This is a genomic window from Paraburkholderia sp. (genome assembly GCF_050742655.1).
In the GTDB taxonomy this organism is placed as follows: domain Bacteria; phylum Pseudomonadota; class Gammaproteobacteria; order Burkholderiales; family Burkholderiaceae; genus Paraburkholderia.
In genome coordinates, this window is record NZ_JBOIGG010000022.1 from 55,841 (window position 1) to 77,086 (window position 21,246).

The window sequence follows — 21,246 nt, forward strand, 5'->3', positions numbered from 1 at the left end:
TGGGCCCGGTAGCATCGAGCGCAGTGCTTTCCCTTCACGCTCCTTCGGCTACGCATCATGTCCACCGTCACGCTTTCCCCGTCCGTCGACGACGTCGCGGACTTTAATCGCCCATCCGATTCCACCTCCGCAATCGTCCGCTCCGCACAGGACGTGTCGCGCCTCGTCAACGCGGGCGCGAAAGAGGGCAGCCACGCGCGCATCGTGATCGCGATTGCGCTCGGCGGTGTGTTCCTCGATGCCTATGATCTGACGTCGCTCGCGTACGGCATCAAGGACATCGCGCGGCAGTTCGCGTTGACGCCGGTGCAGGTCGGCTTCGTCGCGTCGGCGATCACATTCGGCGCGATTCTCGGCGCGGCCGTCGGCGGCTATCTGACGGATCGTATCGGCCGCTATCGCGTGTTCATGGCCGACATGCTGTTCTTCGTCGTCGCCGCGATCGCCGCGGGGCTCGCCCCGAACGCGTGGGTGCTCGGCGGCGCGCGCTTCCTGATGGGCTTCGGCGTCGGGCTCGATCTGCCGGTCGCGATGGCCTTCCTCGCGGAGTTCTCGCGCGTGTCGGGCAAGGGCAACAAGGCGGCCGCGGTCGCCGCGTGGTGCCCCGCCTGGTACGCGGCGACCAGCACGTGTTATTTGCTGATCCTCGGTCTGTACGCGGTGCTGCCCGAATCGCACACGGGCTGGCTGTGGCGTCTGACGCTCGCGTTCGGCGCGGTGCCCGCGCTCGTGATCATCGCGGTCCGCAGCCGCTACATCAGCGAATCGCCGGTGTGGGCCGCGAATCAGGGCGACCTCGAAGGTGCGGCGCGCATCCTGAAGCGCACGTACGGAATCGATGCGACCGTGCAGCGCACCGATGCGTCGTCCATCCATGTGCCACGCACGGCAAGCTGGCGCAACTACGCGGCGCTGTTCAACACGACCTACCGGCGACGCACGATCCTCGCGGCCGTGATCGGCGCGGCGTCGTCGTTCGGCTATAACGCGGTGATCTTCGGGCTGCCGGTGATCATCGCGAGCTTCCTGCAGCAGGGGCCACTGACGACGATCGTTGCGTCGCTCACGCTGAACCTGCTGTTCGCATTCGTCGGCGGTCTGATCGGCGTGCGCACCGCGCACAGCATCGGCGCGTGGAAGATGACGGTGGCCGGTGTCTCGCTGCAGTTCGTCGCGCTGATCGGGCTCGCCACGATCGGCAAGCCGGCCTCGCCGGTGTTCATCGTGTTCGCGATTCTGCTGCTCGGCGCGTATCTGTTCGGTCAGGGTTTCGGCCCGGGTTCGCACTCGATGACCTACGCGTCGCTCAGCTATCCGACTTCGTTACGCGGTGTCGGCGTCGGTTTCAACCAGACGCTCGTGCGCACCGCGTCGACGATTTCGCTGTTCCTGTTCCCGGTGCTCGCCGCCGCGCTCGGCACGAAGGTGTTCTGGGTGATCGCGCTCGCGCCGTTGGTATCGCTGACGACATTGCTCGCGATCCGCTGGGAACCGTCTGGTTACGACGTCGACAGTGAGGACTATCACGGCGGTCAGGAAGCCGTGCAACCGGCGGTCCGATGAGCCAACTGAATCACTCAATGACGCTCATCAGATTCGCATCGCGCGCGAGCAGCCAGCGGCCGTCGGGTTCCTTGCGCAGGATCGTCAGCGTGTAGCCGGCGCGGCGCACCAGCTGCGTCGCGCCTTCGGGCGTCATCGAAACTTCAAGGTAATTGCGCAGGAACGCCCAGTCGCCGAGCACCTGGAGTTCGCGGATGTCGCTGCGTCCTTCGATGTGCGCTTGCTGCTGTCCCGCGGACGCCGCAGCGAACGCCGCCTTGCCGAACGGTTCGGCGCCTGGCACCATGAACACGACGTCGTCGGCCATCAGGGTCATCACGGTCGCCGTGTCGCCAGCCTGGCTCGCGGACATCCATGTATCCACCACGGCGCGGATCGCGCGTTCGTCGTCGGTCATGACGGTCTCCGGTTGTCTGTCGATATCGTTCGATCGTACTTCAGAACGCGCAGTTCCGGCGCGACCGCTAACGCGCCACAGCAATCACCCCGATACTCGCGCACACGACGAACGCGCTCCCCGCGATCTGCAGCGCCGTCATCGGCTGATGCAGCACGACGAAGCCCGCAAGCGCACCGATCGCCGGTTCCAGACTCATCAAAATGCCGAACGCGGCGGCGGGAATCTGCCGCAGCGCGATCATCTCGAGTGCGTAGGGCAGCAGCGGCACGAGCAGCGCGAGGCCGGCCGTCGCGCCGAGTTGCGCGAGCGGCACGTGTCCGCCGCTGTCGATCAAACCGAACGGCGTCGCGACGAGCGCGGCCGCGATCAGCGAAATCGACAGCCCGTCGAGGCCCGCGAACGCGGCGCCGGTCTTTTTCATCAGCACGATGTAGCTGCCCCAGCCGAGCGCCGCGCCACCCGCGAGCAGCACGCCCATCGCACCGTCGGACGATCCGCCGATCCAGCCATGCCCATCGCGTGCGAGCAGCACCACGCCGGCAATCGCCAGTGCCGGCCACACGAGCGCGCGCCAGCGACGCACGCCGACGGTCGCGACGGTCAGCGGACCGAGGAAGTCGATCGCGACCGCGAGCCCCAACGGAATGCGCTCGATCGCGGCGAAGAAGCACAGGGTCATGCCGGCCATCGCGACGCCGAGCACGCCCGCGGCGAGCCAGTGCGCGGCGGCGTAGCCGCGCAGCTTCGGCCGCACGACCAGCGCGAGGACCACGGCGGCCCAGCTGAGGCGCAGCCACGTCGTGCTGAGCGAACCGAACGCGGTCATCGTCGGCGCGGACAGCGCGGCGCCGAATTGCACGCTCGACATCGACAGCAGCGCGAGCAACGCGGCGAATCCGGCCGCACGGCGCGGATGCGGTTCGCGCTGGGTAGGTGGCGACGATGCAGCGGGCAGCGTCGACGAGAGCGTGTCTTCACGCATGATGAAATTCCGGAATGCCCTGAACGGCGAAGCCCCGATCATATCGGCCGCGCGACGATTAAGATAAGCTGATATTCCTTATGACCGTATCACGGATGCTGATGATGCGAGATCTCGACAGCGCGCTGCTGCGCGCGTTCGTGACGGTGGCGGAGACGGGCGCGGTGAGCGCGGCGGCGGTGCGCCTCGCGCGCACCCAGGCGGCGGTCAGCATGCAGGTGCGCAGGCTCGAGGACGAAGTCGGGCAACGGCTGCTCGACCGTTCGCCGCGCGGCGTGCGCCTGACGGAGGCGGGTCATCTGCTGCTGCCTTACGCATACACGATTCTCGGTGCCGCCGCCGATGCGCGGCGTGCGTTGAGTGCAGGCCAGGTGTCGGGCACGGTGCGTCTCGGCATGCTCGAAGACATCGCGGTGGGTCGTTTGCCGCGCGCATTGCGGCGTTTCTCGGCGGCCTATCCACAGGTCGCGCTCGAGATCGTCGTCGACGCGAGCACGGTGCTGTCGGGCAAGCTCGCCGACGGCGGCCTCGACGTGGTGGTCGCGGACCCGTCGCTCGTCGATGCGGTGCCGCTCGTCAGCTGGACGCAGCCGTTGTTCTGGGTCGGCGCGCGCGGTTTCGATCGCGCGGCCGAAGCCGAGCTGCCGGTCGTCGCGTTCGGCGGCGGCTGTCTGTGGCAGCAGAGCGTGCTGACGGCGTTGCGCCGCGCGGGCATCGCGTGGCGGATCGTCTGTACCAGCACGAGCCTGCCGGCGGTGCAGTCGGCGGTCGAAGCCGGGCTCGGCGTGTCGGTGCTGCTCGACGGCAACATCCGCCACGAATCGATGCGTGTGCTCAGCCGCAACGACCGTCTGCCCGAACCACCCACCGCCGACTTCGCGCTGTTTACGCGACCCGCGCCCGGCGCGCACGCGGCCGCGGTGCAGGCACTGCAAAACTTTCTGTGCGAAGAATTGAATATCGATGTCGATGTGCCGGCGGACGCGTTTACCGCCACGCAAGCCGCGCGCGATGTCGGCGCGCATTGATTACCGGCGGCGCATGAGCGGCGGGCTAAAATCATCGTGATGGATTAATCGCTAACGTTTGCGCGTGTTAAAAAAACGCAAAAAAATAACTTCCAAACGTTTGGCATGGGTCTTTAGCACTCGATTGCTTCATGGAATGCGTTACCGTGCAAATATCCCGATCGAATCCCTCGAATATCGATGTCCGGGATAGAACCGCTTGTGCACGATTCACCAGAACGGTGGTTCATCGGAGCGCCATACAGGGCGCGGCCTCAGCGCGCTGCGCAGCTTTCATTTAACAATCGTGCCATTTTCAGGATACCTCGGTTAAAATCCGCCGCACTTCGTCGGTAATGCCAGATCGAAATGAATGCGTAAGTCGGAAAAATATTCGGCACCGGTTCAAGTCGTCGGTCATTATTGAATGAGGTATTGCCCGACAACGGACTTTCGGCCGTGCCCGCCATTGCATTCGAAACTGCGAAACAGCAGGTGCAATCGCATTCGCGGCCGACCAGAACCAGAACATTCCTTGCGATCAAACGGCCATGAACGTGCGGACTTCCCCTTGCTTTCCAATGCCCCCCGATACGCTTTCGCGATCCGGTGGCTCCCGTTCGCGCACGACGAACCTCCGGTCGCGACCGCGAACCTCGACGGTTCACTCCACTCGCTGATTCTCATACTCGCTGCGCCGCGCGGAGGTCCGCCGATGCCGCGATACACCCGGAACGACACGACTTGAAGAACGACCCGAGAGAACGCGTCCTCGCCGCGTGCCGTGCCGTATTGAACGGCATGGCCGCGAGTGCGCTCGTCGTGCTGCTCGCGCTTGTGCCTGCGCTTGTGCCCGCTGCGACATTCGTGCCGACGTCCGCACAGGCCGCCGTGTCTGTCCAGACATTGCATGTCAACGTCGCGTTCTTCGACGGCCCGCAGCCCCCCGTCGCGCTGCTGCAGGCCTTCGACGCAGTCGTACTGAACCCGATGAGCAACTTCGATCCGTCGACGCATCCGCTCGCGCACACCGTATGGTTCGCACGCGTGCCGAAGGGTGCCGCGCTCGAACCCGCGGCATTCGTCGCGCAGCGCATCGAGCCGTTGTGGCAGCGCGGCTATCGCGGCTTCCTGCTCGACACACCCGATGCGATCGCGTCGATCGACGCGCTGCGTGCTACGCATCCGGACGCGCGACTGATCGTCGGCGGCACGGATGCGCTGCGCGCCGCGCTGCCGCACGCGAACGCGAACACGCTGTACGCGGTACTCGGCCCGTCGCTCGTGCGCGGCTACACCGACGGCGACGACGCACGCTCGGTGCGCGACGTGCCGGCCGCGGACCGCACGGCACGCGTCGATGCGGCACAGGCGTTCATGCGTCAAACCGGCGTGCCGGTGCTGTCGCTCGAAATCTGTCCGCGCACCGACCGTGCGTGCGCGCGCTCGACGGCCGCGCAGGTCGTCGCGACCGGCGTCACGCCGTACGTCACGAGCGCGGGCCGCGACGTGGTCGGCATCGGCGCAATCGAGGTGCTGCCGCGCAAGGTGCTGATCGTGCAGAACCGCGACGCCGACCAGCCGCTCGACGAAACGCTCGGCGTGCGCAATCTCGCGACGCCGCTCAACTATCTCGGCTACGACGTCGAGTACGCGGATCTGAACGCGCCGCTGCCCACCGACATCACGCCGGATCGCTACGCAGGCGTGGTCGCGTGGATCGAAGGCGCGGAGCCGGTCGATCCCGCGAGCTGGCAGCGCTGGATCGACGCACGCATCGCCGATCATGTGCCGGTCGCGTTCATGGGGCAGTTCGGTTTCGATGCCGCGGAGCAGGAGGGCGCGGCACTCGATCTGCAGCCGGTGCCGGGACCGTTCGCGGCGCCGGTCGGCGTCGTCGTGCACGATCCGATGATGGGCTTCGAGATCGATCCGAAGCCCGACGCTCGCGATCTCGCCGGCGTGCGCGTCGGCGACAAGAGCCGGCCGCTGCTGCGTCTCGCGGCGTCGGGTGGCACCGTCGACGCCGCGGCGATCACGCCGTGGGGCGGCTACGTGCTGAGCCCGCACACGATCGTGTCGCTGAACGGCATCGGTCAGACGCGCTGGGCCATCCAGCCGATCGCGTTCATGAGCGCCGCGCTGCGTCTCGTGCCGATGCCGTCGCCGAGCGTCACGACGGAAAACGGCCGGCGCCTGTTCATGTCGCACGTGGACGGCGACGGCTATGCGTCGCGCGCAGAGTTTCCCGGCGCCGACTATTCCGGCGATGCGCTGTATCAGCAGATTTTCACGCGCTACAAGGTGCCGATGACGCTGTCGGTGATCGAAGGCGAGGTGGGACCTAGCGGGTTGTATCCGAAGATTTCGCCGCGTCTCGAAGCGCTCGCGCGTCAGATGTTCGCGCTGCCGTACGTGCAGATCGGCTCGCACACGTACTCGCATCCGTTCCAGATGGCCGACCTCGATCTGACGACCGGCAAGCGCGTGGATCGTGTGGATCGTGGGAATGGCGGTGACACTGCGTTCTCGCTGAACATTCCGGGCTATACGTTCAATCTCGATCGCGAGATCACGGGTTCGATCGACTACATCAATTCGCGTCTCGCACCGGCGGGCAAGCGCACTGAAGTGCTGCAATGGCCGGGTGACTGCGAGCCGCCCGCGATCGCGGTGCGCAAGGCGTACGAGGCGGGCGTGCAGAACATCAACGGCGGCGACACGATCATCCGAAAGTCCGCGAACAGCTGGACCCACATTGCGCCGATCGGCGTCGACAAGGGGCCGGGCGCGTACCAGGTGTATGCGCCGAATCAGGACGAGAACGTCTACACGAACAACTGGCTCGGACCGTTCTACGGCTTCACGCAGGTACTCGAAACCTACGACATGACCGACCGGCCGCTGCGCTTCAAGCCGATCGACGTGTACTACCACATGTACAGCGGCACGAAAGTCGCGTCGCTGCGCGCGCTCGACCAGATTTTCTCGACCGTGCTGAAGCAGCCGGTGTTGCCGGTCTACATCACCGACTACACGCACAAGGTGCTCGACTGGCGCAGCTTCGCGGTCGCGCGCGAGGTGAGTGGCGGCGCGTGGATCGTGCGCGGCAATGGCGAAGTGCGCGAACTGCACTGGCCGCATAGCGACGCACCGAACCTGGGTGCGTCGCCGGGTGTGACCGGCTATGCGGCGGGTCCGGACGGCACCTATGTGCACATCGCGGACGGCGCGGCGCGCGTGTCGTTCGGCACGCCTTCTGCAGCGAATGAGTTGCCGTACATCGCTGAAGCCAATGGCTTCGTCCGGCATTTCCGCCGCACCGCCGACGGCCTCGCGTTCGAGTTCGGCGGTTACTACCAGCCGTTCGTGAAGCTCGCCAATGCGCAGCGTTGCCGCGTCAGCGTCGCGGGGCAGACAGTTGCCGCACGACGCGACGGCGCGACTCTGCGCTTCGATACCGTTGCGAGCCCGAGCGAGCCGATGCGTTATCAGCCTGTCGAGATTGCCTGTGGTCGATAACCGTCCGCGCATCGTTTCGCTGTGGCTCGTGCTGGTGCTGGCCGGCGTCGTGCTGCTGACCTGCTACGCGGTCGCTCCGAGCGGCGGCCTGCGCGAGCGGATGGCGACGGTCGGTGCGCCGAGCGACCTGAGCGCGGCGTACCTCGAAGCCTGGCTGAAGGTGCGGCCGCGCGACGAAGAATTCCTGTCGATGCTCGGCGCGCAGTACGTCACGCTCGGCCGCCTCGCGGACGCGGGCCGCATCGTGCAGCGGATGGATGCACAGCCGTCCGCGCGGATGCGTCAGGACGCGATGCGTCTGCGGCTCGCGATCGCGCAGCAGCGCACGTTCGCGATGACCGCCGACGATCCGCGCCGCGCGGCGGCGCTCGATGCGCTGCGCGCGCAGGTTGCCGATGCGGCCGCGCTCGACTGGTCCGACCACGATCTCGCGTGGCTCGCGCAGTACGCGGCATCGGTCGATGCACCCGCGCTCGCGCTGCGTTTCTACGCGCGTCTCGCGCAGCAGGACCCCGCGCATCGCGATCGATGGGACGCCGACGTCGCGCGCTACGCGCTGCAGGTCGGCGACTACCGGCAGGCAGCGGACAGCTGGTTTCGTCGCGAGGCGAATGCGCCGACGCTCGACGAACAGCGGCGCTGTTTTATCGAAGGCATTCGCACGCTGCAGTCGGGCAACCTGATGGGCGACGCGATCGCGATCGCGGAGAAACAGAGCGGTACGTTCATCGACGATCAGCCGACGCTCGTTGCGCTGCTCAATCTCGCGCGTGCTGCACAGCGTCCGGACCTGGTCGAGCGTTATGCGAAGGCGCTTGCGCGGCGTGCGGGGATCGGCGGGATCGCGTACCGGCCGCGTGACGGTCGAAGCGCACATGAACGCGCGGTTGTGCCCGTGCAGTCGGCATGGACGTATCGCGACGGCCCAATGCCGTTCGCGCTTGCGCTGCGCGCGGCAGCGTACGACGCCAGACCGCAGCGCGATCACGTGCACGTGCTCAAAGTCATGGCTTCAACCGCGCGCGCGACGGTACATACGGCGCCCGCGATGGCACAGCCAATCCCGCAGACCGCATCCCCCGACATCCCCGATCTGCTATACCAGTCGTTCCTCGAATCGTCCGATCCCGCAAGCGCACAGAAAGTCGCGCAGGCGCAGCTCGCGAAAGACCCGCATTCGACGCTGTGGCAAAAACGTCTCGCGCAGGTCGCCGAGTGGAACAAGGCGCCCGAACTCGCGCTGAAGTCGTGGCTCCAGTACGCGCGCGAGACCGACGATCCGCTCGGCTGGCAGAACGTGCTGCGCATCGCGCCGATGCTCGATGACGACAACGCGTACCTCGCCGCGCTATTGCGCAGTGCGCGCGCGACGCCGGACGATCTGAAGCTGGTCGACTCGGTCACCGCGACCTACGAGCGGCTCGGCCGTCCCGACGACGCGATCGCATTCCTCGAAAGCCTGCCGCGCGGTCGCGAAGCGAATGCGCTCGACGAGCGTACCGGCGCGCTAGCGGAACGCGCGGGCCACGACGATAAGGCGCTCGCGATCTATCGCCGGCTGCAGCAGCGCGACCCGCGCAATCCGCGCTACGCGCTGCACACGGCGAGCGTGCTGTACCGCGACGGCGACTACGCGGGCGCGCTCGCTGCGATGACGCCCGCGAGCCGCGTCGCGAAAGACGACGACGACGTGTTCTGGCGCAACTACGGCGAACTCGCGCGGCTGCTGCAACGGGACGACGCCACGCACGACGCATACCGTCATCTGCTCGCGAGCGGCGCCGCGACGCCCGACGATCTCGGCGACATGGCGTACTTCTACGACGCGTATCCAATCGACGCGGGCCGCATCTCCGAGCTGCGTTACCAGCGCGGCCATACGGTGCGCGCGCTGCAGGAAGCGGTCTACTACTACACCGATGCGGGCGCGATGGAGCGCATCGACGCGTTGCTCGCGAGCCTCACGCCGCAGGAACGCGAGGCCGCCGAAGCGTCGCCGGGTTTTCTCGGTGTGCGCGCCGAATACGAGCGGCAGACTGGTCGTCCGCTCGATGCGCTGCACGATCTGCAACGCGCGGTCGATCTGCCTGGCGCGTCGGCGGATCTCGACGCGGCGCTGCTGTGGACGCTCGTCGACTACGGCACCGATGCCGAACTGCGCGCGGCGCTCGTGCGCTGGCGCGGCACGGCGGCGCAGAGCGCGCCGCTGTGGGGGCCGTACGCGGCAGCCGAACTGCGACTGAACCGTCCCGTCGACGCGCTCGAATATCTGCGTCGCCAGGCCGCGCTGATGTCGCGCGATCCGCTGTGGCTGCTCACCTATGCGGATGCGCAGGAGATGGCGGGGCGTTCCGATCTCGCGTGGTCGATCCGTCGCAAGGTCTGGTTGCAGATGCGCGAGGATGCATCGCGCACACCTGGGTCGCGGCAGGCGGGGCTGACGGCTCAGCGCGGCACGGCCCGTACGCGCGCATCGCAGGACGCCGAGACACGGATGCAACTGCGCAGCCGCCGCGTCGCGCTCGCTGGCGACTTCGCGGATGCCGACACGGCTGCCGCGCTGCTTGACGATCTGCTCAGCGACGACGCAACCCGCGCGAGCGTCGCGCGCGAACGCCGCACGCTGCTCGGCGATACGCGTGGTTTGCCGCCGCTCGACACGCCTTCGCGCAAAACAGCAGCGGCGCTCGACAACGATCGCCAGTTACGCACCGCAGTCGCGCAGGACGTCGCCGTCGCATGGGCGCTGTCGCGCGAGGCGAATCCGCTTGCGAAGCGCTGGCTCGCGCTGCAGGCGGTGAACCGTCTCGCGCAGCCGGCCGCCGCGCAACTGACCGTCGCGCTTGCCGACGACGACGTCGCGACGATGGACCGTCTGCTCGCGCAGGGCTCGCGGCTGCCGCGTTACGACCGGATCGACGCGACGGTTGCGGTCGACCGTCCGGCGCAGGCGGAAGCGCTCGCGTTCGACGGCCTCGACGGAGCACCCGACGACACCGAGATGCATCGACGGCTCGTAGAAACGGCGCTCGGGTGGCCGCAGTCGCTCGACGCGACCGTGACGAGCTACGTCGAACATCCGCTCGACTATATCGAGCAGACCCTTGCGGGCAGCCGCAAGATCGCCGAACACTATATGGTCGGTGTGACCAGCACGCAGGACTTCCAGCGCTCGACCGATACGTCGCAGCTTGTCGGCGTGCCGTCGGTGGATCGCTCGGTCAGCTTCTATGCGCGCCGGCAGACGCTCGACACCGCATTCATGGTGAGCGCGGGACGCCGCGAAGCGCTCGACAGCTTCTATACGTTTGGCGTCGGCGCAGAGTTTGGCCGCAACGCGCCGTTGCAATTCGGCGTGCGCGCGGGCCGCAACCAGATCGCCGACGAACTGCCGGCGCTTCGCGTGGGAGGCATGAAGGACAACGCGATCGCCGATCTGACGTGGCAGCTCGGCACGCGCGTCACGCTGTCGGGTAGTGTCGAGGCGGACCGCTTCTATAGCCAGGCGCGCACCTATCTCGGCAGCGGTGTGCTGTCGACGGCGCAACTGAGCTACCGGATCCGCACGGCGTATCCGGACTACACGGTGCGGCTCGTCGGCATCCACGGCGACTACGGCGCGAGCGGGCGCGCGGACCCGCTGATCGCGTCGCTGCTGCCACCCGCCGATCAGCCGGCGACCGCGGGCAACTTCATCCCGGCGACGTACTCGCAGTACGGTCTGTTCGCCGGCTTCGGCAACGATCTGCGCGACCAGTACACGCATCGATGGCGGCCGTTTCTCGATGTCGGCATCGTGCACGATTCGATTCAGGGATGGGGGCCGGAGATCAGCGCGGGCATCGCGGGAACGGTGTTCGGCGGCGATCATGCGGCGCTGTTCGTCGAGCACCAGCGCGTGTCGAAGATCGGCACGCCGGTGACGGTGCTCGGTGCGCGTTACAGCTGGTTTTATTGACACGGTCAGGAAGTGGGGTCGACCCGGTGGTCGACCCGGCGACTCAAACAACGATGTGATGTGACAGAGGAGGTGTTCGATGAACACAGTGAATCGATGGTCCCGTTTTACCCACTGGTCGATGGCGCTGGCCGTTTCGGCGGCGTTGCTGGCCGGCTGCGCTTCGATCCGCCAGACGCCCGCGCCGACGCTCGCGGCGAACGACGCGGTCGCGATCGCGCCGATCGCGAACTTCACCGAAACGCCCGCGGCCGGCGGCAGCGCCGCGGCGATCGCGGCGAACGTGCTGCGTGCGAACGGTCTGAAGGACGTGCGGATCGCACCGGTCGAAGGCTCCGGTAACGCGATGTTCGACACCGCGCAGCGCGACACCGGCGACCGCCGGCTCGCGTGGGCACGCGAGCAGCACGTGAAGTACGTGCTGGCCGGCGCAGTCGAGGAATGGCGCTACAAGGTCGGCGTCGACGGCGAGCCGGTTGCGGGGCTCACGTTCGAACTGGTCGACGTCGAGTCGGGTCAGGTCGTGTGGAGCGCGGCGGGTACGCGCAGCGGCTGGAGCCGGTCGAGCCTGTCGAGCGTCGCGGGTTCGCTGATCGGTGGCCTGCTCGCGCCGCTTCGGCCTACGCAGCCGCGCTCGTGATCCGCGCCGCGATACCTGATCGGGAGGGCGCCGTGAACCACGCCAACGCACCGTCGACCGCGGCTTCGGCCAGGCCGCGCCACGCGAATCCGTTCGGCCATCTCGGCGCGGTGCGCCGCTTTGTCGCGCCGGCTGCTGCGCGGCCGATGTCGGTCGTCGAGACGATAGTTTTTATGGTGATCGTGCTCGCGCTTGCGTGGGCGTTCGATCGCGACGATCCGTTGCTGCTGCACGCGGGGTTTCCGTGGCTGTGGTTCGCGCCGCTCATTGTCGCGCTGCGCTACGGCACACTGCTTGGACTGCTCGCCGACGCGTTCGTGGTAGCTGCATGGCAATTGAACGTGCACTCGCACGTGGCAGGCGCTGCGTGGCCGCTGCTGTTCTTCACCGGCGGTTTGCTGCAAACGATCGTCGCAGGCCATTTCGGCGACACGTGGGGCAGCCGCGCGAGCCGCGCGAACGCGATCAACGACTACCTGAACGACCGGCTCGTCGCGATCACGAATAGCCACTACCTGATGCGGTTGTCGCATGAGCGGCTCGAAAAGGATCTGCTGTCGAAGCCGACGACGCTGCGCGATTCGATCACCGAACTGCGCAGGTTGTCGATCGCGCATGGGCTCGATGTGCGGCCTGCGGTCGCGCGCTCAGATACGAACGCGGAAAACGAACCGCTGCCCGGCGCACGCGAACTGCTCGAATTCGTCGCGCAGGCCTGCCAGATCGAAGTGGCGGCGCTGTATCCGGTGAACGGTGCGCGAATCGCGCGCGAACCGGTTGCCCGGCTCGGCGACGCATTCGAATTCGATCCGCGCGACGACCTCGTCGTGCGCGCGCTTGAAACGAGGAGCGTCGCGCATCTGAAAGCCGACGAAAGCGTGCCCGCGATGCTTGCTACGCGACTGCTCGTGTGTGCGCCGCTCGTATCGGCGGATGGCCGGCTGATCGCACTGCTCGCGATCCGCCGCATGCCGTTCCTGTCGCTGAACTTCGACAACCTGCAACTGCTGCTCGTGCTGCTCGGTTACTACGCGGACGGTGTCGAGCATTCGCATCTGGTACGCGACGTGCTCGCGGCGGTGCCGAACTGTCCGTACGATTTCGCGCTCGACCTCGGGCGCCTCACGCGTCTGCAGCGCGAAGCGGGCATCGCGTCGTCGCTGGTCGCGCTGGTGTTTCCGCACGACGAGGCCGGCGATTCGTTCTTCGAGCACGTGGTGCGTCGTCGCCGCGCGCTCGACCTGATGTGGCCGCTGAAGACGCCGACCCAGTCGGTGCTCGTGAACCTGATGCCCGCGACCGACACGACCGGCATCGACGGTTATCTCGCGCGGATCGAATCGAGTCTCGCGGCGCAGTTCAGTCTCGATCTCGAGGGCGCGCGCATCGGCGTGCATACGCTGCACCTCGGCAGTCTGGAGCCGGGGCTCGCGTTGCAGCGCTTTCTGAAGCGAAGCGGCGTCGATGTCTAGGCCCGCTTCCACGTCTGCCGTCCCGTCCAGCGCTGCATCGGCGCTGACGGTGGTGAGCGTGCTGATGGCGCTCGCGGGTGTCGCCGTCGTGGCCGCATTGCAATACGCGGTGCTCGCGCATTTCGCTCGCGTGCCTGACGCGCACATCGACCCGCTGTGGCCAGTGAGCGCGGCGGCAGTTGTCGGCGGCGCGGCGCAAGCGGTGCTGTTCCGGTTCGCGCTGCCGTTACGCTACCACGAGCCGCGCGGCTGGACGCTTGCCGCATTGTGGCTCGCCTGCACGTTCGTGCCGGTGGGTGCTGGCCTCGTCGTGCTCGCGAGTTGCGCGTGGGCCGCGTGCTGGCCCGCGAAACGCGACGACGATACGCTCGCCGACGTGCCGGTGCCCGAGTTCGTCACGTACCTGGTGTCGCGCGTGTCGCACGGCGGTGGCGCGCGTCTGCAGGCGCGTCTCGTGAACACGCAGGTCGCCGCGTCCGACCGGCTGTCCGCACTCGTCGCGATCCAGAGCATGCCGACGCGCACCACCGGCACGCTGCTGCGCGACCTGCTCGCCGATCCGATCGAGGACGTGCGGCTGATCGCGTATGGCACGCTCGACCGCGCGGAGAACGAGATCATGCAGAAGATCTTCCAGACCTCGCAGACGCTCGACGAAGCCGCGGACGATGCGCAGCGTCACGCAATTCACCGACGGCTCGCCGAGCTGTACTTCGAACTCGTCTATCAGAATCTCGTGCAGGGCGCGGTCTACAAGCACACGCTGGAGCAGGCCGACCGCCATGCGCAGGCCGCTCTCGCGACCGATGCGAGCGACGCCGCGCTGTGGCTGATCCGCGGCCGCCTCGCGCTCGCGAACAGCGATGCCGATGCAGCCGGGCAGTACATGGACCGCGCGCTCGCACTCGGCTTCCCGCGCGAACGCCTCGTGCCGTGGCTCGCCGAAGTCGCGTTCCTGCGCGGCGATTATCCGCGGGTCGGCGAACTGCTCGCGTCGCTCGGCAACGCGGCTGCGCTACCCGTTCTCAAACCCGTCGTCCGCTACTGGTCGTCATGAAACCGTCCCTGATCCGTCGCGCCGCCGACGCCGATGTCTGCCTGCTGCTCGAAGGCACGTTCCCCTACGTGCGCGGCGGCGTGTCGAGCTGGGTCAACGAGATGATCCGCGCGTACCCGCAAATACGTTTCGCGATCGCGTTCATCGGCAGCCGCGAGGAGGACTATCGCGCCGCCGCGTACGAGTTGCCCGCGAACGTCGTGCATTTCGAAGCGCACTACCTGTACAGCGATACGCCAGCCGACACGAGCACGCGGCGCGAGATTCCCGGCGATGCCGCCGCGTTCGCGCGTTCGGCCGCGTTGCACGACGCATGGCGCGGCCATGGAGACGAGAACCCGGCCGCGTTGATGGCCGACATGGTGCAGCTGATCGGCGACGACGGACCGCTGAACGAGCGGCAGTTCACCGCGAGCCGCGCGGCGTGGGACTTTATCGTCGACCAGTATCACCGCTACTGCACGGATCCTTCATTTACGGACTATTTCTGGACCGTGCGGATCATGCACAAGCCGCTGTGGCAACTTGCGCGGATCGCACGTGAGTTGCCGCCGGCACGGGTGTACCACACGGTGTCGACCGGCTATGCGGGCTTTCTGGGGGCGCTGTTGCACTACCGGACCGGTCGGCCGCTGCTCGTGTCGGAGCACGGCATCTACACGAAGGAACGCAAGATCGATCTGCTGCAAAGCCAGTGGATTCGCGACAATCGCGGCGCATTCGAGCGCGACATTTCGAAGATCAGCTATTTCCGCGAGCTGTGGGTGCGTTTTTTCGAAGCGCTCGGCAAGCTCGCGTACGACGCCGCCGACGAGATCGTCGCGCTGTACGAGACCAACCGTCGCCGGCAGATCGCCGACGGCGCGTCGGCCGAACGGACGCGCAACATTCCGAACGGCGTCGACGTGGATGGCCTCGCGCCGCTGATCGATCAGCGCGTCGATGGCCCGCGCCGCGTCGTCGCGTTGATCGGCCGCGTCGTGCCGATCAAGGACATCAAGACGTTTATTCGCGCGATCTTCATCGCGTCGCGCACGATGCCGGACCTCGAAGGCTGGATCGTCGGGCCAGAAGAGGAAGACCCGGCGTACGCGCAGGAATGCCACGCGCTCGCGCAGAGTCTCGGGCTTGCGGAGAACGTGCGCTTCCTGGGCTTCCAGCGGATCGACGCGATCTTGCCGAAGGTCGACGTGATCGCGCTGACGTCGATCAGCGAAGCGCTGCCGCTCGTCGTGCTGGAGGGCTTCGCGGCCGGTGTGCCGTCGATCACGACCGACGTCGGCTCATGCCGTCAGCTGATCGAAGGACTCAGCGATGAAGACCGCGCGCTGGGCAGCGCGGGCGCGGTCGTGCCGATCGCAAACCCGGCCGCGTTTGCACAGGCCGTGCTCGATCTGCTCGGCGATGGGCCGCGCTGGCTGGCGGCGCAGCAGGCGGGCATCGCGCGGGTGCGGCGCTTCTATACGCGCGCGCAGATGATCGATCAGTACCGCACGCTGTACGACGCGCTGACCGTGGCGCCTGACCGGCCGCACGATGCACGTGGAGCACGCGGGGCAAGTGGGGCAGGTTGCCCCGTGCATACAGCCGCTCCGAACGACCCCGAGCAGGAGACCCGCTGATGGCCGGCATCGGTTTCGAACTGCGCAAGATCCTTCGGCAGCAAACGCTGTTCGGCGTCGCGCGCGCGTATGCGTACGCGGGGTTGATCAGCTCCGGCCCGCTGATCCTGTCGGTCTTCGGCATTCTGATCATCGGCGTGATGAGTCTCGCGTTCGTGATCCCGAAGTACGCGATCGTGCAGTTCCAGGTGTCGGTGACCTATCTGATCGCGGGCAGTCTGATCCTCACTGGGCCGCTGCAGCTGTCGTTCACGCGCTTTATCTCGGACCGCCTGTTCGAGAAGCGCGAGGACCTCGTGCTGTCGAACTACAACGGCATCGTGCTGCTTGCCACCGCAGCGTCGGGGCTGGTCGGCTTTGTCGCGGTCGCGCTCGGGTTTCATGGTGAACCGCTCGTCTATCGCGTGCTGATGGTGGCGGGCTTCGTTGTCGTCAGCAACATCTGGATCGCGGTGATTTTTCTGTCGAGCGTTAAACAATACCGGCAGATCCTGCTGGTGTTTCTCGTCGGCTACGGCTGCACCGTCGCGTTCGCGCTGCTGCTGAACCGGCAGGGCATCTCGGGGCTGCTGGGCGGTTTCGTCGCCGGGCATCTGGTGCTTTTCGCGGGGCTGTCGGGGCTGATCTACCGCAATTACAGCAGTGACCGCTTCATCGCGTTCGATGCGATCGACCCGCGCTTCGCGTACCCGAGTCTCGCGCTCGTCGGGCTGCTGTTCAATCTCGGCGTGTGGCTCGACAAGTTTATGTTCTGGTATGCGCCGGGCACCGGTTCGCAGGTGATCGGTCCGCTGCATGCATCAGTGATCTACGACATCCCGGTGTTCATCGCATACGTCTGCGTGATGCCCGGCATGGCGACGTTCCTCGTGCGGATCGAGGCGGATTTCGTCGAGTATTACGACGCGTTCTACGAGGCGGTGCGCAGCGGCGCGACGCTGCGCCACATCAACGACATGCGCGACATGATGGTGAACAGCGTGCGCGCGGGGCTCTACGAGATCGTCAAGGTGCAGGCGGTCGTGCTGCTGCTGATCGTCGCGTTCGGTCACTGGCTGCTCGAAGCGTTGCATATCTCGACGCTGTATTTGCCGCTGCTGCTCGTCGACGTGATCGCGGCGAGCTTGCAGGTGCTGTTGCTCGGGCTGCTGAACGTGTTCTTCTATCTCGACGCGCGCCGTTCGGTGGTGGCGCTCTCCGCCGGGTTCGTCGCGCTGAACGGCGTGCTGACCGGCATCACGCTGTGGATGACGCCCGACGCGTACGGCTACGGCTTCGCGCTCGCGCTGCTGATTCTCGACGTCGCGGCGGTGCTGCTGCTCGACCGCAAGTTCAGCCGTCTCGAGTATGAAACCTATATGCTGCGCCAGTGAGGTGACCCGTTGCCGTTCGTCCGATCCCATCTTTCTCGCTCATCGACGATGATGCCGACTGTGCTTTCCGTTGCCGCTGCGCTTGCCGTTGTTGCGGTGATCGTGCTGTGCGCGCTGTGGGCGCGTGCTGCCCGCGCGGAGGAACCCGCGGCGTGTGGGCACGATGCGGCTGGGCACCTGCAATCGGTTGCGTTCTTCTATGGCGAAAACGTGCCCGTCGAACAGCTTGCGAAGTTCGGCACCGTCATTGTCGAACCGGACAGTGGCTTCGATCCACGCGCGCAACGCGTGCCGTGTCCGGCGTGGTACGCGTACGTGAGCGTCGGCGAAGTAACGCGCGAACGCGACTACGCGCGTGCGATGCCGAAGCAGTGGCTGCTCGGACGCAACACGACGTGGGCGTCGACGGTCGTCGATCAGTCCGCGCCTGGCTGGCCCGCGTTCTTCGTCGAGAAGGTCATCGCGCCGCTGTGGGCGCGCGGCTATCGCGGCTTCTTTTTCGACACGCTCGATTCGTATCAACTGGTTGCGAAGACCGACGCGGCGCGTGCGAAGCAGGAGGCCGGCCTCGTTGCGGTGATCCGCGCGGTGAAGACGCGTTACCCGCAGGCGCAATTGATCCTGAATCGCGGCTTCGAGATCCTGCCGCAGGTGCACGACGCGGTGGCTGCGGTCGCGTTCGAATCGTTGTTCGGTAACTGGGACCAGCGCAACCAGCGTTACGACGCGGTGCCGACGGCCGATCGCGACTGGCTGCTCGCGCAGGCGAAGACGATCCGCGAACGCTATGGGTTGCCGGTTATTTCGATCGACTACTGCGCGCCGGACGATGCCGTCTGTCGTCGCACGATCGTCGCGAAGATTCGCGCGGAGGGACTCATTCCATACGTGACCGATGGGGCGCTGCGCACGGTCGGCGCGGGACCGGACACAACGGACAGCGCGAACTAGCAAACCCCTTGATAGCGACGCGGCCTCAGATTGCTGCCGCGCTCGACGCGATGGAATCGGTGGCCTGCGATCAGTCCACCGTCTCAGCCGACATGAAATCGAACAGCTTCGCCGCCTCCGGCGTGAGCATGCGACCCGCCTTCGCGCCGATCCACAGAGTGCGGATGCCCCACGCGTCGGTGAGCGGTACCGCGCGCAGACCTGCCGAGAGAATCTCGCGACGCACCGCGGCCTCGGGCAGTACACCGATGCCGAGCCCCGCCTCGATCATCCTGCAGATACCGTCGAAACTGCTTACCTGCACGCGCAGCCGCAGCGTGCGTTCGGCCGCCATCGCCGCGTCGAGCATCCGGATCAGCAGCGAGCTGCCCGCCGTGAGGCCGACGTAGTCGTAGTCGAGCGTGTCGGTGAAGGCGACTGCATGCGCGTCTGCGAGCGGATGGTCGGGCGGCACCAGCAGCACGAGCTGGTCGCGCCGGTACACGCGCTTGTCGATCAGCGGCGCGGGCACGTTGTCCGCAAAAATGCCGAGATCGGTGCGACCTTCGCCGAGCGCATCGACGATCTCGCCGCTCAGCCGTTCCGCGAGCGTGAGCCGGATGCCGGGATGCGTCGCGACGAAGCGCTGCAGATCGACCGGCAGGAACTGCACGATCGCCGACGTGTTTGCCCAGATCCGCACATGACCGCGCACGCCGACCGCGAAGTCGGTCATCTCGCTCGCCATCCGGTTCACCTGGTCGAGCACCTGCGCGGCGTGTGCGAGCAGTCCCTGGCCCGCGGGCGTCAGCTCGACGCCGCGCGGCTGCCGCACGAGCAACGCGCAATCGGTGGCGCGTTCGAGATCGGCGATCCGCTTGCTGACCGCGGACAGTGTCATGTGGCTGCGCTCGGCCGCCTTCGTGAGGCTGCCGGATTCGGCGACCATCAGGAAGACGCGCAGCGAGTGGAGATCGAAGTGTGTCGGATTGACCATGGGGCGCGACGCTCGCTCGACTGAAGCGGCGATTTTACGGCGATCCGCGTTTGTAGATCTGCGTATACGCCCTCGTGCAGCGCTAGCGCAGTTGCGTCACCGCGATCAAGAGCACCATCCCACCGATCGCGCCGTCGAGCACGCGCCATGCGCCTGCCCGCCGGAACAGCGGCGCGAGCAGCCGCGCGCCATAGCCAAGGCCTATAAACCACACCGCGCTGACCGCCATCGCGCCGAGCGCGAACGCGACGCGTGCATCGAGGGGTTCGCGCGCGCCGGCCGTGCCGATCAGCAGGAACGTGTCGAGGTACACGTGCGGGTTGAGCCATGTCAACGCGAGCGTCGTCAGCACGATCGGCAGTGCGCGCTGCGGTTGCTGCTGCTGTCCGACGTCAGTGGATGCGTCGACATGCAGGCCCGTCTGACGCGGCCGCCATGCGCGGCGCAGCGCGCTCAGGCCGAACCACGCGAGATACGCGAGCCCGACGTACAGCAGCGCATGCACGAAGGTTGGGTAGCGTTCCATCAACGCCGATGCGCCGCCGACGCCGGCCGCGATCAGCGCGAAATCGGACAGCATGCACAGCATCACGATCTTGCCGACGTGCGAGCGCTGGATACCCTGCCGCAGCACGAACGCGTTTTGCGCGCCGATGGTGACGATCAGCGACGCGCACAGCGCCGCACCATGAGAAAAAGCCAGCCAGGACATGCTCGATCCAATCGATGTTTGTTAGAACTGGCGTTAGTCTGCAAGACTGGCTAGAGTAAGAGAAGCTAATTCGACTAACGCCGATTAAGGAACGCTAATGCTCGACTATGCACTGCTCGATGCGCTCGCGGCGGTCGTGCGCCACGGTTCGTTCGACCGCGCGGCGGGCGCGCTGAACGTCACGCCGTCGGCGGTATCGCAGCGGGTGAAGCTGCTGGAGGAACGCGTCGGCAGCGTGCTCGTGAAGCGCGGCCAGCCGTGTGTCGCGACCTCGTCCGGTGCGCTGCTGTGCCGTCATACTGAACGGGTGCAACTGCTCGAAGCGGAACTCACGGGCCGGCTGCCGGCGTTGCCCGGCATTCAGGCGAGCGCGTGGCCCACGCTGCGCATCGCGGTGAACGACGACAGCGTCGGCACATGGTTTCTCGACGCGGTGGCCGACTTCTGCGTCGAACGCTCGACGCTGCTCGATCTCGTGATCGACGATCAGGACCACACCGCGCAGCGCATCCGCGACGGCAGCGTGCAGGGCGCGGTGACGACGCAGGCCGAGCCAATCCAGGGATGCCGGTCGGTGCGGCTTGGCCGGATGCGCTATCGCGCGGTGTGTTCGCCGTCGTTTTACGCGCGTCATTTCGCGGACGGGGTCACGCGCGACACGTTGCGCGGTGCACCCTCCATTGTGTTTAGCCCCAAGGACCAGTTGCAGAAACGCTTCGTGCGTCGCGTGACGCGCGCGGAAGTCGATCCACCGTTGCACTGGATTCCGCACGTCGCCGGTTTTCTGCGCGCATGCGTGACGGGGCTCGGCTGGGGGATGTGTCCGGAGCGGATGATCGCGCCGCATTTCGCGAACGGCGAACTCGTCGATATGGCGCCGGGCCGCCACATCGACATCGATCTGTACTGGCAAAGCTGGCGGCTGTCGATCGGCTGGCTCGACGATTTCGGCGCGATGCTGCGCACGCGCGCGGCTGATTATCTTGACTGAGATTTCCGCGCGCTGCCTGT

At 66.7% G+C, this 21,246-nt stretch carries 15 protein-coding genes; 11 read left to right on the plus strand and 4 right to left on the minus strand.

Features of this window, described 5'->3' with window-relative positions; all coding sequences use genetic code 11:
* Nucleotides 1-57 precede the first annotated feature (57 nt).
* Nucleotides 58-1,563, plus strand: a complete 1,506-nt coding sequence (locus tag ACREXZ_RS26080; protein WP_431767017.1) for an MFS transporter — start codon at nucleotides 58-60, stop codon at nucleotides 1,561-1,563.
* A gap of 10 nt (nucleotides 1,564-1,573) precedes the next feature.
* Here the strand turns inward: ACREXZ_RS26080 and ACREXZ_RS26085 are convergent, their stop codons facing one another.
* Together ACREXZ_RS26085 and ACREXZ_RS26090 are read right to left on the minus strand one after the other, a co-directional pair.
* Nucleotides 1,574-1,960, minus strand: coding sequence for an SgcJ/EcaC family oxidoreductase (locus ACREXZ_RS26085; protein WP_431767018.1), 387 nt, complete (start codon nucleotides 1,958-1,960; stop codon nucleotides 1,574-1,576).
* A gap of 67 nt (nucleotides 1,961-2,027) precedes the next feature.
* Nucleotides 2,028-2,945: an EamA family transporter gene (locus ACREXZ_RS26090; protein ID WP_431767019.1), complete on the minus strand. Its 918-nt coding sequence runs from the start codon at nucleotides 2,943-2,945 to the stop codon at nucleotides 2,028-2,030.
* A 101-nt stretch (nucleotides 2,946-3,046) separates the two neighbouring features.
* Between ACREXZ_RS26090 and ACREXZ_RS26095 the strand changes: the two genes are divergently transcribed.
* The 9 genes from ACREXZ_RS26095 to ACREXZ_RS26135 all read left to right on the plus strand — a co-directional run bounded on the left by ACREXZ_RS26095 (nucleotide 3,047) and on the right by ACREXZ_RS26135 (nucleotide 18,547).
* Entirely contained in the window at nucleotides 3,047-3,973 is a 927-nt protein-coding gene (locus ACREXZ_RS26095; protein ID WP_431767020.1) for a LysR substrate-binding domain-containing protein, read from the plus strand.
* Nucleotides 3,974-4,753: 780 nt separating this feature from the next.
* Nucleotides 4,754-7,474: a sugar ABC transporter gene (locus ACREXZ_RS26100; RefSeq protein WP_431767076.1), complete on the plus strand. Its 2,721-nt coding sequence runs from the start codon at nucleotides 4,754-4,756 to the stop codon at nucleotides 7,472-7,474.
* Entirely contained in the window at nucleotides 7,464-11,432 is a 3,969-nt protein-coding gene (locus tag ACREXZ_RS26105) for a tetratricopeptide repeat protein (RefSeq protein WP_431767021.1), read from the plus strand. The genes ACREXZ_RS26100 and ACREXZ_RS26105 overlap by 11 nt, the downstream gene beginning before the upstream one ends.
* Before the next feature lie 79 nt (nucleotides 11,433-11,511).
* Nucleotides 11,512-12,072, plus strand: a complete 561-nt coding sequence (locus ACREXZ_RS26110) for a penicillin-binding protein activator LpoB (protein ID WP_431767022.1) — start codon at nucleotides 11,512-11,514, stop codon at nucleotides 12,070-12,072.
* Between the two features lie 32 nt (nucleotides 12,073-12,104).
* On the plus strand, nucleotides 12,105-13,544 hold the full coding sequence (locus tag ACREXZ_RS26115; RefSeq protein WP_431767023.1) for a PelD GGDEF domain-containing protein: 1,440 nt from the start codon (nucleotides 12,105-12,107) through the stop codon (nucleotides 13,542-13,544).
* Entirely contained in the window at nucleotides 13,537-14,601 is a 1,065-nt protein-coding gene (locus ACREXZ_RS26120; protein ID WP_431767024.1) for a tetratricopeptide repeat protein, read from the plus strand. Before ACREXZ_RS26115 ends, ACREXZ_RS26120 begins: the two co-directional genes overlap by 8 nt.
* Nucleotides 14,598-16,223, plus strand: a complete 1,626-nt coding sequence (pelF, locus tag ACREXZ_RS26125) for a GT4 family glycosyltransferase PelF (protein ID WP_431767025.1) — start codon at nucleotides 14,598-14,600, stop codon at nucleotides 16,221-16,223. Before ACREXZ_RS26120 ends, pelF begins: the two co-directional genes overlap by 4 nt.
* Nucleotides 16,223-17,596 (plus strand): exopolysaccharide Pel transporter PelG, encoded by a 1,374-nt coding sequence (gene pelG / locus ACREXZ_RS26130; protein WP_431767026.1) that lies wholly within the window; start codon nucleotides 16,223-16,225, stop codon nucleotides 17,594-17,596. Before pelF ends, pelG begins: the two co-directional genes overlap by 1 nt.
* Before the next feature lie 48 nt (nucleotides 17,597-17,644).
* Nucleotides 17,645-18,547: an endo alpha-1,4 polygalactosaminidase gene (locus ACREXZ_RS26135; protein ID WP_431767027.1), complete on the plus strand. Its 903-nt coding sequence runs from the start codon at nucleotides 17,645-17,647 to the stop codon at nucleotides 18,545-18,547.
* Between the two features lie 70 nt (nucleotides 18,548-18,617).
* Here ACREXZ_RS26135 and ACREXZ_RS26140 read toward each other — a convergent pair whose 3' ends face one another.
* On the minus strand, nucleotides 18,618-19,523 hold the full coding sequence (locus tag ACREXZ_RS26140; RefSeq protein ID WP_431767028.1) for a LysR family transcriptional regulator: 906 nt from the start codon (nucleotides 19,521-19,523) through the stop codon (nucleotides 18,618-18,620).
* Between the two features lie 82 nt (nucleotides 19,524-19,605).
* Nucleotides 19,606-20,235: a LysE/ArgO family amino acid transporter gene (locus ACREXZ_RS26145; protein ID WP_431767029.1), complete on the minus strand. Its 630-nt coding sequence runs from the start codon at nucleotides 20,233-20,235 to the stop codon at nucleotides 19,606-19,608.
* Between the two features lie 97 nt (nucleotides 20,236-20,332).
* Between ACREXZ_RS26145 and ACREXZ_RS26150 the strand changes: the two genes are divergently transcribed.
* Complete coding sequence (locus ACREXZ_RS26150; RefSeq protein WP_431767030.1) at nucleotides 20,333-21,226, plus strand: LysR family transcriptional regulator ArgP; 894 nt, start codon at nucleotides 20,333-20,335, stop codon at nucleotides 21,224-21,226.
* Nucleotides 21,227-21,246 lie beyond the last annotated feature (20 nt).